Source organism: Rhodobacter aestuarii, assembly GCF_900156655.1.
GTDB classification, from domain to species: domain Bacteria; phylum Pseudomonadota; class Alphaproteobacteria; order Rhodobacterales; family Rhodobacteraceae; genus Rhodobacter; species Rhodobacter aestuarii.
Genome location: NZ_FTOG01000009.1, coordinates 100,860 through 114,791, shown reverse-complemented (window position 1 = coordinate 114,791; position 13,932 = coordinate 100,860). Strand labels below are relative to the sequence as shown.

12 protein-coding genes are annotated in these 13,932 nt (G+C 61.3%); 7 read left to right on the top strand and 5 right to left on the bottom strand.

From position 1 onward, the window contains the following. Positions 1 to 11: 11 nt before the first annotated feature. Positions 12 to 1,349 carry a bifunctional UDP-N-acetylglucosamine diphosphorylase/glucosamine-1-phosphate N-acetyltransferase GlmU gene (gene glmU / locus BW967_RS13525; RefSeq protein WP_076485625.1) on the bottom strand — a complete coding sequence of 446 codons (1,338 nt, stop codon included), beginning with the start codon at positions 1,347 to 1,349 and terminating at the stop codon, positions 12 to 14. 93 nt (positions 1,350 to 1,442) lie between these two features. Between glmU and BW967_RS13520 the strand changes: the two genes are divergently transcribed. From BW967_RS13520 to BW967_RS13510, 3 genes are read left to right on the top strand one after another with little or no spacing between them, the layout of a single operon-like run. Next, positions 1,443 to 2,117 carry an HAD-IA family hydrolase gene (locus tag BW967_RS13520; RefSeq protein WP_245826549.1) on the top strand — a complete coding sequence of 225 codons (675 nt, stop codon included), beginning with the start codon at positions 1,443 to 1,445 and terminating at the stop codon, positions 2,115 to 2,117. After that, a complete protein-coding gene (locus BW967_RS13515) occupies positions 2,110 to 3,342 on the top strand; it encodes an MFS transporter (protein WP_076485624.1) in 1,233 nt (410 codons plus the stop codon). The genes BW967_RS13520 and BW967_RS13515 overlap by 8 nt, the downstream gene beginning before the upstream one ends. Then, positions 3,335 to 4,528: a DegT/DnrJ/EryC1/StrS family aminotransferase gene (locus tag BW967_RS13510; RefSeq protein ID WP_076485623.1), complete on the top strand. Its 1,194-nt coding sequence runs from the start codon at positions 3,335 to 3,337 to the stop codon at positions 4,526 to 4,528. Before BW967_RS13515 ends, BW967_RS13510 begins: the two co-directional genes overlap by 8 nt. Here BW967_RS13510 and BW967_RS13505 read toward each other — a convergent pair. The 3 genes from BW967_RS13505 to BW967_RS13495 form a co-directional block, all read right to left on the bottom strand. Continuing rightward, positions 4,525 to 5,313, bottom strand: a complete 789-nt coding sequence (locus BW967_RS13505) for a hypothetical protein (protein WP_076485622.1) — start codon at positions 5,311 to 5,313, stop codon at positions 4,525 to 4,527. The two genes, BW967_RS13510 and BW967_RS13505, sit on opposite strands and share 4 nt — an antisense overlap. Before the next feature lie 137 nt (positions 5,314 to 5,450). Next, on the bottom strand, positions 5,451 to 8,405 hold the full coding sequence (locus BW967_RS13500) for an ATP-binding protein (protein WP_076485621.1): 2,955 nt from the start codon (positions 8,403 to 8,405) through the stop codon (positions 5,451 to 5,453). Positions 8,406 to 8,465: 60 nt separating this feature from the next. Next, on the bottom strand, positions 8,466 to 9,080 hold the full coding sequence (locus BW967_RS13495) for a putative pterin-binding protein (protein WP_139327839.1): 615 nt from the start codon (positions 9,078 to 9,080) through the stop codon (positions 8,466 to 8,468). A 279-nt stretch (positions 9,081 to 9,359) separates the two neighbouring features. Here BW967_RS13495 and BW967_RS13490 point away from each other — a divergent pair, with 279 nt between their 5' ends. Then, positions 9,360 to 9,962: a response regulator transcription factor gene (locus BW967_RS13490; protein ID WP_076485735.1), complete on the top strand. Its 603-nt coding sequence runs from the start codon at positions 9,360 to 9,362 to the stop codon at positions 9,960 to 9,962. A 140-nt stretch (positions 9,963 to 10,102) separates the two neighbouring features. Here BW967_RS13490 and BW967_RS13485 read toward each other — a convergent pair whose 3' ends face one another. Then, positions 10,103 to 10,330 (bottom strand): hypothetical protein, encoded by a 228-nt coding sequence (locus tag BW967_RS13485; protein ID WP_139327838.1) that lies wholly within the window; start codon positions 10,328 to 10,330, stop codon positions 10,103 to 10,105. 233 nt (positions 10,331 to 10,563) lie between these two features. Here BW967_RS13485 and BW967_RS13480 point away from each other — a divergent pair, with 233 nt between their 5' ends. Genes BW967_RS13480 through BW967_RS13470 form a run of 3 tightly spaced genes read left to right on the top strand, consistent with a single transcriptional unit; the run spans position 10,564 to position 13,847 of the window. Continuing rightward, positions 10,564 to 11,724, top strand: coding sequence for an acyl-CoA dehydrogenase family protein (locus tag BW967_RS13480; protein WP_076485619.1), 1,161 nt, complete (start codon positions 10,564 to 10,566; stop codon positions 11,722 to 11,724). Next, positions 11,724 to 12,239, top strand: coding sequence for a lysozyme inhibitor LprI family protein (locus BW967_RS13475; RefSeq protein WP_076485618.1), 516 nt, complete (start codon positions 11,724 to 11,726; stop codon positions 12,237 to 12,239). Before BW967_RS13480 ends, BW967_RS13475 begins: the two co-directional genes overlap by 1 nt. A 3-nt stretch (positions 12,240 to 12,242) precedes the next feature. Beyond that, complete coding sequence (locus tag BW967_RS13470; RefSeq protein WP_076485617.1) at positions 12,243 to 13,847, top strand: carboxyl transferase domain-containing protein; 1,605 nt, start codon at positions 12,243 to 12,245, stop codon at positions 13,845 to 13,847. Positions 13,848 to 13,932: the final 85 nt, after the last annotated feature.

Sequence of the window (13,932 nt, the reverse complement as noted above, 5' to 3'; positions counted from 1 at the left end):
TATCCGACCCTTTACTTCAACGCGGCTTTCTTGGCGCGCAGCATTTCAAACAGTTTCACCGCCAGCCCCGGCTTGTTCACCTGCTTTGCCCGGGCGAGCGCCACGGCGCCCGCGGGCACATCTTCGGTGATTGTGGAGCCAGAGCCCGTCAGCGCACCATCGCCCACCGTGACTGGCGCGACCAGCATCGTATCCGAGCCGATGAAGACATTCGCACCAATCGTCGTGCGGTGCTTGAACACGCCATCATAATTGCAGGTGATTGTGCCCGCGCCGATATTTGTGTGCTCGCCCACATTGGTATCGCCCAAATAGGTCAGGTGCCCGACCTTCACCCCTTCGGCCAGAAGCGAGTTTTTCACCTCGACGAAGTTGCCAATATGCACATCTTCGGCCAGTTCCGCGCCGGGGCGCAGCCGCGCAAAGGGGCCAATCGTCGCCCCGCGCGAAATGTGGCAGCCCTCCAAATGGCAAAAGGCTTCAATCGACGCGCCGCTTTCCACCGTTACGCCGGGGCCAAAAACCACATTCGGCCCCACCGTCACATCGCGCCCAAGCCAAGTATCCAGCGCGAAATAGACCGTCTCCGGGTCCACCATGCTGACGCCGTTTTCCAGCGCCTCGGCCCGCGCGCGGGTTTGAAAAAGCGCCTCGGCCCGCGCCAGTTCGGCGCGGGTGTTGATGCCAAGCGTTTCCTCTTCGGGGCAGCGTACCACCTCGGCCACAAGACCTTTGGACCGCGCGCCTTCGATGATATCGGTCAGGTAATATTCCCCCGCCGCATTGTCATTTTTCAACTCTCGCACCAAAAGGGCGAGCAGCGAGGCATCGCAACAGATCACACCCGAATTGCACAAGGTAATCGCGCGCTCTTCTTCGCTCGCGTCTTTAAATTCAACGATTTTTTCAAGCCGATCGCCTTCCACCACAAGCCGCCCATAGCGGCCCGGATCAGCGGCTTCAAAGCCCAAAACCACCACATCAGCGGTGCTTTTCACAAGCGCCTCAAGGGTTTCTGGGCGAATAAAGGGGGTGTCGCCGTAAAGAACGAGAACCTTCCCCTCAAAACTGGAAATTTGCAACAAAGCCTGCGCCACGGCATGGCCGGTGCCAAGCTGTTCGGGTTGATAGGCAATCTCTGCCTCGGGGTCGAATTTGCCCACCGCTTTCGCCACGGCTTCGGCCCCATGGCCGACCACCACCACCGATTTCTCGGGCGCAAGCCGTTGGCCGGCCGCCAAAGCATGCGCCACCAGCGGCGCGCCACCAATTTGGTGCAGCACTTTGGGGAGGTCGGAATTCATACGGGTTCCTTGACCTGCGGCCAGGATCACGAGGGCAAGTGCCATAGGGGTGCCTTTTCTTCTGCTCCAGCCTGTTTTACCGATACCATATCTTCTCGCAAGAGGGCGGGCATCACACAATCTTTCGGGGGCGTAACAGTGCAAACCGTGGTTTTCGATCTTGATGGCACATTGGTGGACACAGCCGCCGATTTGGTGGCGGCGGCCAATGCGTGTTTTCGTGCGCGCGACATGGGGAATTTGTTAGACCCGGCGGCGGATGCGCGCACGGCCTTCCATGGGGGGCGCGCGATGCTCGCTTTGGGCCACGCGCGCGCGGGGACAGCGGATGCCGCGCAATTGATTGAGGAAGATTATCTGCGCCTTTTGGGGCATTACGCAGATCATATCTGTGTGCATTCAAGGCTTTACCCCGGGGCTGCGGGCGCGGTTGCGGCGTTGCGCACGGCAGGGTATCGCACCGCGATTTGCACCAATAAGCCCGAGGGGCTGGCGCGCAATCTGCTCGATAAACTAGGGGTGACGGGGCTCTTTGATGCGCTGATTGGGGCAGATACCCTGCCCACCCGCAAGCCTGACCCGGCGCCCTATCATGCGGCAGTGGAACGGGCAGGGGGCGCGGTTGCGCGGTCGCTTTTGATTGGGGACACAAAAACAGACCGAGAGACGGCTTTGGCCGTGGGTGTGCCCTGCGTTTTGGTCAGTTTTGGCCCCGAGGGGCGCGATATCGCGCGCCTTGACCCCGAGGCGATGCTCGACAGCTATGCCGATTTAAGCGCGCTGATCGCGCGTTTCCTGCCGCTTCATGTCTGAAATCACGGACCCTCAGCGCAGCAACCGCCGCGCCACCGCCTTTATTTTGGCGGTGGTGTTTTTAGACATGGCGGGGCTGGGGCTGATCGTGCCGGTGCTGCCGCGCCTGATTGAAGAGGTTGGCGGAATTGCGCTTTCTGAGGCGGTGCAGGTCGGCAGCTGGCTTTATGCGAGCTATGCGCTGGCGCAGTTTTTGGCCGCCCCTTTGATGGGCGCGCTCTCTGATCGCTTTGGCCGCCGCCCGCTGCTGTTGCTCGCGCTGGCGGGCCTTTGCGTGGACTATTTGCTTTATGCGCTGGCGCCGAGCCTTGCTTGGCTTTTTGCCGCGCGGATCACGGCGGGGATTTGCGGTGCGACCCCGGTGATTGCCAATGCCTATATCGCCGATATCACGGTGCCCGCGCAGCGCGCCCGCGCCTTTGGCTGGCTCGGCGCGGCCTTGGGGCTTGGCTTTGTCATGGGGCCCGCCTTGGGCGGCTTGCTGGGCGCGCTGGGGCCGCGTGTGCCATTTTGGGTGGCCGCCGGCCTTGCGGGCGCGAACCTAATTTGGGGCTTTTTCTTTTTGCCAGAAACGCTTGCACGCTCCAAACGCCGCGCGATTGTGTGGCGCGAGGCCAACCCCTTTGGCGTGTTTGCCGTTTTTCGCCGCGCAAAAGGTGTCACGCGGTTGATCGTCGTTTTGGGGATCTATGCCTTTGGTTCCGCCGTTTACCCGGCAATTTGGCCGTTTTGGGGGATCGCCAAATTCGGCTGGTCAGAGGCGGTGATCGGCCTTTCACTCGCTGCTTTCGGGCTTGTCTGGGCATTCTTTCAAGGCGTGCTCACCGGCCCGACGGTCGCTTGGCTTGGGGAGCGACGCGCAGCGCTGTTGGGGCTCACCATCTCCTTCGTCGCGGCAGCGGGCTATGGCTTTGCAGGCGGCATTGGCGCGGTGATCTTGCTCTTGATCTTCCACGGCCCCGAAGGTTTCGCCCAACCCACGTTGATCGCAATGATGTCGCGCGCAGTGCCGGAGGAAGAACAAGGCGCGTTGCAAGGCGGTATCGGCGCGCTCGAAAGCCTTGCGATGTTGGTGGGCACGCTGTTCTTCGCCCAAGTCTTCGGCTATTTCCTCACCGATGCCGCCCCGGTGCAAAGCCCCGATGCGGCCTATTTCATTGCCGCACTGGTGTTGGCTTTGGCTTGCGCGCTGTTTGCCCTGAATAAGGATAAGACCGATGGATGAGATCGAGGTTTTCACCGGCAATTTCACCCAGCAAGAGCCGATTTCAGAGGCTGGGATCGCCGCAGCCCTGGCGGTTTTGCAATCGGGACGCTTGCACAGATACAACGTCGCGCCGGGTGAAATGGGCGAAACAGCGGCGCTAGAAGTTGATTTTGCAACATATACCGGCGCGGCTTACTGTTTGGCCGTGGCCTCGGGCGGATATGCGATGGGCTGTGCGTTGCGCGCCCTTGGCGTGGCACCGGGCGACCGGGTTTTGACCAATGCCTTCACGCTCGCCCCGGTGCCGGGCGCGATTGCAGCACTGGGGGCCGAGCCTGTTTTCGTTGAGGTGACCGAGGATCTGGTGATCGACCTAGATGATCTGGCGGACAAAGCCACCAGTGCGGGCGCCAAGGTGCTGCTGCTGTCGCATATGCGCGGGCATGTCTGTGACATGGATCGGCTGATGGACATCGCCGAAGGGGCCGGGCTCAAGGTGATTGAGGATTGCGCGCATACGATGGGCGCGGCGTGGTGCGGTGTGCCCTCTGGTCGCCATGGGGTGGTGGGCTGCTATTCGACCCAGACCTACAAGCATATGAACTCGGGTGAAGGCGGGCTGTTGATCTCAGATGACCCGGTGGTGATGGCGAAAATGATCCTGCTGTCGGGCAGTTACATGCTCTATGATCGCCACCGCGCCGCCCCCCCGCCGGAGGTGTTTGAGGGGCTGAAATACCACACGCCCAATGTCTCTGGCCGTATGGACAATCTGCGCGCGGCGATCTTGCGCCCGCAAATTGCCGAACTGCCGCAAAAGATTACCCGCTGGAATGCGCTCTACCGGGCGCTGGAAGCGGGACTTTCTGCCACGCCGGGGCTGCGGATCATCCCGCGTCCCCAAGAAGAGGCCTTTGTGGGCTCTTCTTTCCAGTTTTTGCTGCCCGATTGGACAGAGCCGCGCATTCTGTCGCTTATGGCACGCTGCGCTGCCCGTGGGGTCGAGCTGAAATGGTTCGGGGCGGAAGAGCCCGTCGCCTTCACCTCGCGTCACGAAAGCTGGCGCTACGTGCCTGCGCAACTTCTGCCGCGCACCGATCGCATTCTTGCGGGACTGCTCGATCTGCGTCTGCCGCTCACCTTCTCTGAGGTGGATGCGGCGACGATCGCCCGTATTCTGGATCAGGAAATCCGGCGCGCTTAATTGCCCGAGGCCATGCTGGCTTCGGCCATACGCTCTTGCCAGATGGCGTTGTTGATCGGCGCTTCGGCCAGCGCGAATTCGAAGCTCGCGAAAGCACAGGGCAGGCGCAGCGTGATATCGGCGAGCGCCAGACGCTCCAGACCGAAATCATGGCCCGCGACTTCCTCAGACAGAAGCACGATCGAAATGTCGGGGCGGCCTTCGCGCAGCCGCATCAGGCTTTCGGCCATCACCGCCACGCCACCCAGCGTATCAAGGTCCACCAACAGCAGCGCCCCATGCGGCGCCGACCAGATCGGCGAGGTGGGCTGCAGCGCGGCGATCCGGCGGAACGGCAGGCCATGTTCCGAAATCCACTCGATGCAGGGCAATTCAGAGCCCGCGCGCCGCGACAGAAGCAGAACAAGAGAAATTTCATCCGCATCCACGGCGTGGAATTTCGGCGCCGCCCGGACAGACGACGCCGAAGCCAGTTGGGTGGTGCTGCTCGTCGCGGAGAACTCGGCGGTGGGGGCCGCCTCGGGGGAATGCTCGGAGGAGAGTTCCGCGATATTTGCCGGGGCCGAGGGCATCGGCAACCGGCTCAGGGGGGCAACACGGGTGAAGCCCGCGCTGAACCCTTCGCTAAACCCCCGATTGTAGGCGGCGCGCTCTGCATGCGTGCGGCCAGCCGGGGGCGCGGAGGTCGAGAAGGGGGCGCGCAGACGCGCGATCACACGGCCGAGCCACGGACCGAGCGCAGAACCGTTTTGCGCGGGGTGCGGGGTGATATGGAGCCAGACCATGGGAATTTCCTTCCTTAACCTCTGTGCAAGGTTAACTGGCGTTAGGGAAATTCAACAATGTGTCGGAGGTGTGGCGATACACTCATAAGTATAGTTTCACACGGCTAAAGGTAGAAAATCAGCTTTAATCCCTTCGTTTATGCCTCTGCCCCAGCTTGATTTTCTCTTTGTGGTGGGATTTTCGCACTTTGGATAGGCGCAACCCGGGCGCGAGTGGTGGACCAGACCGCTGGCAAAGCGATCAGCGCAGCCACCACCGGGTCGGGGGGCGTCGCACCGGGCACAGCGTGGCGCAGCGGTGTGTCGATGGCCTTAAGCGTGCGGTGGAGACGCTCAGCGCCCATCAACGCGGCGGAGCCTGCGAGTTTATGCGCAAGCGCGGCCGTCGCGGCAGGTTCGGCCTGTGCCGCAGCAATGGTAAGGCGCGGCAACATCGTCTCCGCCTCACTGAGGAATTGGCGCAGGGTTTGCGCCATCAGCTCTTCACCCAAAGATTGTGCCAGATCGGTATGGGTTTCGATGTTGAGAAGCGGCGCATCGGCGGCAGGCGCCTTCGCGGGGGAGCCTCCGGCGGGGCTGCGGCCGGGCGCAATGCGCGGCGGGGCGGCTTTGGGGGCGGCGGGCGCGGGGCTGAGCGGGCGCAGCGTTAGCGGCTCTGCTGCGGTCGCGGGGGGCGTGGCTGTGGCTGGCGCGGGGGCAGGGACGGGTTGCGCGGCCATCGCCATCCGGCTTTCGCACAGCTCATCCGACAGAACTTGCTCAAGAATTTTGCGCGTGATCGGTTTGGAGATCACCCGGCAGACCCCGGCAGCCTCAAGCCGCGCTCGCGCCTCGGGCAGAACGTTGGCGGTCACCGCAATCACCGGCGTGTGCTTGTTCGGGCCATTGCCCGCACGGATCGCCTCGGTCGCTTCAATCCCGTTCATGCGCGGCATATTGAGGTCGATCAAGATCACGTCAAAGCGATGTTTCTCTGCGGCCTCAACACCTTCGCGCCCGTCGCGGGCTTCGTCAAACTTGTGGCCCCCCCGGCGCAGCATTTCGCAAAGCACGACGCGGTTGATGTCATTGTCTTCCACCACCAACACTTCGACCGGGCCTTGCAGATGCGGTTTGCCATCGGTGCCCATGCTGCAGGGGGGCACGGCAGCGGCATCGGGCGGCGGCAGGGGGCGGCGCGGTTTGAGCACCAGCGGCGCATCCGCCGAAACATGGATCGTCGGTTCCGGCTCATCACCCCATTTGAGCGGGGCCTGCGGGCGCGGCGGCACCGTGAGGTCCAGATCTCTGGGCGGGTGCGTCAGCTCTTCGGGCATCGACAAAACCACCGGGACGGGGACGGTAATCCAGAAGGCAGAGCCTTTGCCCTCTTCGCTTTCAACGCCAATTTCGCCGCGCATCGCCCGCACAAGACGGCGCGCAATCGAAAGCCCCAAGCCGGTGCCTGTCGCCTCGCGCGACAATTCCGGGTCGAGCGTCACGAAGTCATCGAAAATCCGCTCGGTCTGGTCGGGCGGAATACCAACGCCGGTGTCGATCACCCGATATTCCAAAAGCCCCTGATCGCGATGATATTCCACCTCGATCGAGACGGTGCCGTTTTCGGTGAATTTGATCGCATTGCCGACGAGGTTGATCAGCACCTGCCGGATGCGCAGTGCATCGCCCTCAACCGCGGTGGGCAGATCACCTTCGACATGGGCGATCAACTGGTTGCCGCGCGCGGCTGCCGTGCCCGATTGCATCTGCACCACCTCATCTGCGAGTGCGATGGGCGCAAAGGGCGCGCGCGTGAGCGAGAATTTCCCGGCATCGAGCCGTTCCACATCAAGCGTGTTGTTGACGTGGCTCAGCAGGATTTCCCCGGCCTTTTGCATCGAATCCACAAAGCGGCGCTGGGTATCGTCAAGCTCGGTTTCGCTCAACAAATCGACGGTGCCCAAAAGCCCGTTGAGCGGGTTGCGCATTTCATGGCTCATCACCGCCACGAATTCCGATTGCGCCCGCTCGCCCGCCATTGCTTGGTCGCGCGCGTCGATCAATTCTTGCTCTGCGGCCACCCGGTCGGTGATGTCGCGCAGATAGCCCACGAAAATCTCGTGTTTGCCGATCCGTGTCGCGGTGACAGACAGCTCTGCCGGGAACAGATCGCCGTTCTTGCGGCGCGCTTGCAACCCGATCAGCCCATGGCCCGCAATCCGCGGCACGCCGCCCGCACGGTAGCGTTTGAACCCGGCATCATGCGCCGTTTTCATATGATGCGGCACAATCAGATCGGTCATCGGCGCGCCGATGGCCTCGTTCCGGCTGTAGCCAAAGACCTTTTCCGCCGCGCCGTTAAACTCCACGACGCGGGCTTCTTGGTCGACCACGATCACCGCGTCAATCGAGGTGGAAATCACGGCTTCAAGCCGTGCTTTCGCGAAATAAAGCGAGCGGGTCTGGTTGCGGCCATAGCGCCAAAGCCACCATGTCGCGACAAAGCCCCCCGACAGCGTCACGAGTAGCGCGGCGGTCAGGCTCGCGAGCCGGATCAGCGAGGCGAAAACCTGTTCGCGCTGCGCCATCGAGCGTTCGGCAAAGGCGCGCACACCGCCGAGCGAGAGGTCCCGCACGATCGGCATGATCTCGTCCGTCGCGTCGCGCAGCGTGGGCAGGGCTTCTGTCAGCGCTTCGGGGCCAGCATCGAAAATCTTTGCGGTCGTATCGGTATAGGTCGCAATCCGGGTGATCGCAGTGATCGCAGGCGCCGAGGTCAGAACCTCGCGGAACCCTTTGCCCTCTCTGATCGTATTCACGCGGGCATAGAAAATATCGAAATCCCGCGAAAGATCGCTTAGCGTTTTCGGCACTGCCGGATCGGCGCGCGTCATCGCCGCCTCAAGGTGAAAATACTCGACCTCAAGCTGCGCCAGCGTCCATTGCAAACTATCGGAATTGGCGATGGCGAGCGTGTCAATCTCACTGCGCACCGAAACGCCGTAGCGGTAGAGCCCCGCCACAGCGCCAAAAATCAACACCACAAGACCCGCGAACAGGAGATTGCGCCAAACCTGCGGGCGTTCGCGAAAAGGGTTTGAGGTGTCGGACATCAGACTTCGGCCAAGCCTTGGTTGAAGGGGCGGTGGAACAGCGCGCGTGCGCCGGGCACTCTAAGGGAGAACCTCGATACGGTCCACCTGCCACACAGAGCGCGCATAGGCCACCTCATTGCGATACTCTGGCAAGCTATCATAAGGATAGACCAACCAAAGTGGCCCCTTTTCCCGGATCGACATTGGCTGGCCATCGCGCCGGTCCGCCAAAAGCGGGCTGCCGGGGCGCAATTCGTCCACGGGAATCTCTGCGATGTAGTCATTGATGGCGCGAATGCGCAGCCGCCCCTCGGTCACGCCGAGCCGGTTCATCAGGGTGAGCAAATCGACCCCTTCAAACTCAATCACGCCGCGGGTCCAGATCGTCGAGGTAGAAAAGCTGTTGCGCGGCATTTCAGCGAGCATCTGGTCATCAAATCGGGCTTGCCGCAGCGGGGGGGCATCGCCAACCGAGGAGGCCACGGCATTGCTGACGGCCAGCGCGCCTTGCACGGTCAAAAGCACCGGGCCTTGCGGTTGCATCAGCGGTGCCAGTGCCGCGTCGCTGCCAATATCTTGGGGCAAGGCGGTTTGCGCGCGTGCAACTGTTGCGGGCAAGGGCAGACCCAGCCCTGTACCAACCAACAAACACACAAAAGCGATGGTAAACGCCCAAATTTTCAAACTGCGCACTCTTCTCCCCCCTCGAACACGCATGATCGCAGGAGTCTTACACAGAGCCTTTGATGCACCACCTAGGAAAAAGAATAAAGACTTATGCCAAAGTATGGCGTTTCTTCTACCTTGGGTGGTATATCTGGTGATTAGGGCGAGAATGCGCAAAACAGTCCCAGCGTTCGCTTGCAATGGCTCTAGTTCTTTAAGAATACGAAAAGGATGGCTGGGGGCCATGGGTAGGGTAAACGTCGCAATCGTGGCCGGGGGGCTGAAGAAAAAATATCGGAGGTGGGCGTGAAACTGTTGATTGCCGACGACCATGACCTTGTGCGCGACGCCATTGCTGCGCTGCTGCGGTCCGGCGGATGCGAAGAAGTCGATGTGGCCGGGAACCTTTCGGAGGCGCTTGAAGAGGTGGCGGCCCGTGGGCCCTTTGATCTTGTGCTGCTCGATTATGATATGCCCGGAATGGATGGGCTGCGGGGCCTGACCGAAATGAAACGTCAATACCCCGATCAGGCGGTGGCGATCATTTCCGGCGTGGCGCGGCCCGCTGCGGCGCGTGAGGCGCTGGATGAAGGCGCGATTGGCTTTGTGCCGAAGGCTCTGCCCGCGCGCTCGATCATTGGGGCGGTGACGCTGATGGCCTCTGGCTCCGTCTTCGCGCCCTTCGATTTCCTCAAGCAAGATGATGCGCCCACGATGGGCGGCTTGTCGCCGCGTGAAACCGAGGTGTTGCGGGGCATTTGTGCGGGCCGCACCAATAAAGAAATCGCGCGCGAAATGGATCTTCAGGAAGTCACCGTGAAGCTGCATGTGCGCACACTGACCCGCAAGATCGGGGCGCGTAACCGCACCCATGCCGCGATGATCGCGCGGGAACATCACTGGTTCTGATTTTCCGTTTTTTGGTGTGATTGCGCATTCGCGAAAATTAGCGGAGGCGGTGCCTGGGACACCGCCTCCTGCCGCCGGATCGAGTTTATCGGCGGGTTCCCGGACCTCTGGTTGGGACGGCGAGAGCCGGAAATTCGGTTTCAGCGGGGCGAGGGGAAACTCACCACTTCGGCAGAGCGTACAGGGGTGCACTCCGCCAACGTCCGGCCCAGAGAAATACGGGGAAACACCACCGGCTCCATCCGTTCGATGGCTTGTTGGAGCGAAGCTGCCACTTCTTCCAGGCCCTCGTTGCGGCAATAATCATTCATTTCGATGAGCACGGCATACATCCAAGCGTGCTGACTGGCTTTGGCGATCGTGCTCACGGCGTCCTCGGTCGTCGGAATGTCCCTTTTATCGTTATTTACCAAAAATTTCTGGGCCTTCCTTGAATCGAGAGGGTAGCCTGTTAACGCAAAAGTGCACGACCTATCCAAAAGGCGTGTGACGTACCGTCAATTTCCCTTGCCCCTTTGCCGTGCTTGACGGAATCGGTTTCCCCTTCCCATAAATGAACATTCGTTCAGTAATGGCGGTTCATAGCTCTGGGGAGGAGAGGATGTTCGCAGGATCGATGCGGTTTGATCTGGGGGAAGACATTGGTGCGCTGCGCGATATGGTGCAGGGCTGGGCGCGTGACCGGCTGGCCCCGATTGCCGCAAAAGTGGACAAAGACAACCTCTTCCCCAATGAACTTTGGGCAGAAATGGGTGAATTAGGCCTTTTGGGGGTCACTGTTCCCGAAGACTACGGCGGTTCTGGCATGGGCTATCTGGCGCATGTGGTGGCGACCGAAGAAATCGCCCGCGTCTCTGCCAGCATTTCGCTATCTTATGGTGCTCATTCAAACCTTTGCGTCAATCAGTTGAAGCTGAATGGCAGCGCGGCGCAAAAGCAAAAATACCTCCCCGATCTGGTGACGGGGGCCAAAATCGGTGCGCTGGCAATGAGCGAAAGCGGCGCGGGCTCCGATGTGGTGGGTATGAAGTTGCGCGCCGAAAAGCGCGGCGATGTCTACATTCTCAACGGCCATAAATACTGGATCACCAATGGCTGCGACGCCGATACTTTGGTGGTTTATGCCAAGACCGACCCCGAGGCGGGCTCCAAAGGCATCACCGCTTTCATCGTTGAAAAGGGGATGGCCGGATTTTCCACTTCGCAACATTTTGACAAGCTCGGGATGCGCGGATCGAACACAGCGCAGCTCTTTTTCGACAATTGCGAAGTGCCTGCGGAAAACGTGCTCGGCCAAGAGGGCAAGGGCGTGCGGGTGCTAATGTCGGGGCTCGACTATGAGCGCGTCGTGCTGTCGGGCATCGGCACGGGCATCATGATGGCCTGCCTTGATGAGGTCGTTCCTTACGCGAAAGAGCGGCACCAATTCGGCCAGCCGATTGGCAATTTCCAACTTATGCAGGCGAAGATCGCCGATATGTATGTCGCGACCAACACCGCGCGCGCTTACACCTATGAGGTGGCCAAGGCCTGTGATCGGGGCGAGGTCACCCGCCAAGACGCGGCCGCAACGGTGCTTTACGCCTCTGAACAGGCGATGGTGCAGGCGCATCAGGCGGTGCAGGCGCTTGGCGGCGCCGGGTTCTTGAATGACACCGTGGTTTCACGGCTTTTCCGCGATGCGAAATTGATGGAGATCGGCGCAGGCACGAGCGAAATTCGGCGTATGCTCATCGGACGCGAACTCATAGGAGCGATCTGATGTATAAGTCATTTTTCTGCGCCGTCCTTGCGGCTTTTCCCCTGACCGCCCAAGCCGATGAGGCTTTCCCGATCCATTACGACGGTCAAGTGCTTGACAGGTGTTTGGCGAATACGGTCCCCGAGGCGCGGCGCGACTGTATCGGGAAGGCGGCTGATGCCTGCATGCAGGCCACGCCCGAAGGCGCCTCCAATGCCGGGATGGGCCTTTGCGCCGGGTTCGAGCATGATGATTGGGATGCGCGGCTCAACGCGGCCTATCAATCCTTGATGGCGGTCGAAAAGGCGCAAGATGCCGACATGGCCGATCTGGGCAGTTCGGTGCCGCAAATGGCGCCTGCACTGCAAGAGATGCAGCGCGCATGGATCGCCTATCGCGATGCGGCTTGCACCTATGAGGTGAGCCAATGGGGCGGTGGCACCGGCAGTGGCCCGGCTTGGGCGTTTTGCACGATGCAAATGACGGGCGAGCAGACGCTCGTGTTGCTGGCGCGTCTGGCAGATAAGGGGCAATAGGGCATGAAGCTTGGCTCGTCTTATATGGCGGGGTCCGAGGCGGCGCAAAAGAACCGCGCCGCCCACCTCGAGATGCTCGCCGTCGCGCGAGAGGCGGCGGAATGGGCCGCCGCAGGGGGCGGGGCCGAGGCGACGGCGCGCCATGTTGCGCGCGGCAAGATGGCCCCGCGTGAACGGGTTGCGGCTTTGCTCGACCCCGGCAGCCCATTTCTGGAGGTGGGCGCCACCGCCGCGCATGGGCTTTATGACGGCGCGGCCCCTTGCGCCGGGGTGATTGCGGGCATCGGCCAGGTGATGGGCCAAGAGGTGATGGTGGTCGCCAATGATGCCACCGTGAAGGGCGGCACCTATTACCCGATGACGGTGAAAAAACACCTGCGCGCGCAAGAGATTGCCGAGGAATGCGCGCTGCCCTGCCTCTATCTGGTTGATAGCGGTGGCGCGAACCTGCCCAACCAAGATGAGGTCTTTCCCGATCGCGATCACTTTGGCCGCATCTTCTACAATCAGGCGCGGATGTCGGCCAAAGGTATTGCGCAAATCGCTGTGGTGATGGGGTCTTGTACGGCGGGCGGGGCTTATGTGCCCGCCATGTCGGATGTGACGATCATCGTGCGCGACCAAGGCACGATCTTTCTGGCGGGGCCCCCTTTGGTGAAGGCGGCGACGGGCGAGGTGGTCACGGCCGAAGACCTTGGCGGCGGCGATGTGCATACGCGGCTTTCGGGCGTCGCGGATTATTTGGCCGAAGATGATGCCCATGCGCTTGCGCTCGCGCGGCGCGCGGTGGGCAACCTTAACCGCACCAAACCCGCAACGGTCGCATGGCAAAGCCCCGAAGAGCCCGCCTATGACCCCGAAGAGATTTTGGGCGTGGTGCCTGCCGATCTGCGCACCCCCTATGACATCCGCGAGGTCATTGCCCGCGTGGTGGATGGCTCGCGGTTTGACGAGTTCAAAGCCCGCTTTGGCGAAACCATCGTCACCGGTTTTGCCCATGTGATGGGTTGCCCGGTCGGCATTGTGGCGAACAATGGCGTTCTGTTCTCGGAAGCCGCGCAAAAGGCCGCGCATTTCATCGAGCTGTGCTCCACACGCTCTATCCCCCTCGTATTTTTGCAAAATATCACCGGCTTCATGGTCGGGCGCAAATATGAAAACGAGGGCATCGCGCGGCATGGGGCAAAAATGGTGACCGCCGTTGCAACGACGTCGGTGCCGAAAATCACCATGCTGGTGGGCGGGTCCTTTGGCGCGGGCAATTACGGTATGGCCGGGCGCGCCTATGGGCCGCGCTTTCTCTGGACATGGCCGAATTCGCGCATTTCGGTCATGGGCGGCGAGCAGGCGGCGGGCGTGCTGGCCACCGTGCGGCGCGATGGGATCGAGCGCAAGGGCGGCACGTGGTCGGCAGGAGATGAGGCCGAGTTTAAACGCCCGACGATCGAGATGTTCGAGCGCCAAAGCCATCCGCTTTATGCCTCTTCCCGGCTTTGGGATGATGGCATCATCGACCCGCGCAAAACCCGGCAGGTGCTGGCGCTGAGCCTTTCTGCAAGCCTGAATGCACCAATAGAGCCAACGAAGTTCGGTCTGTTCCGAATGTAACGAATGCAACTTTCTACCGGGTCTTTTGCGCAAGATGGGGCCAATACCTTTCATCTTGCGACAAATATCCCGGGGGAGCGGGGGC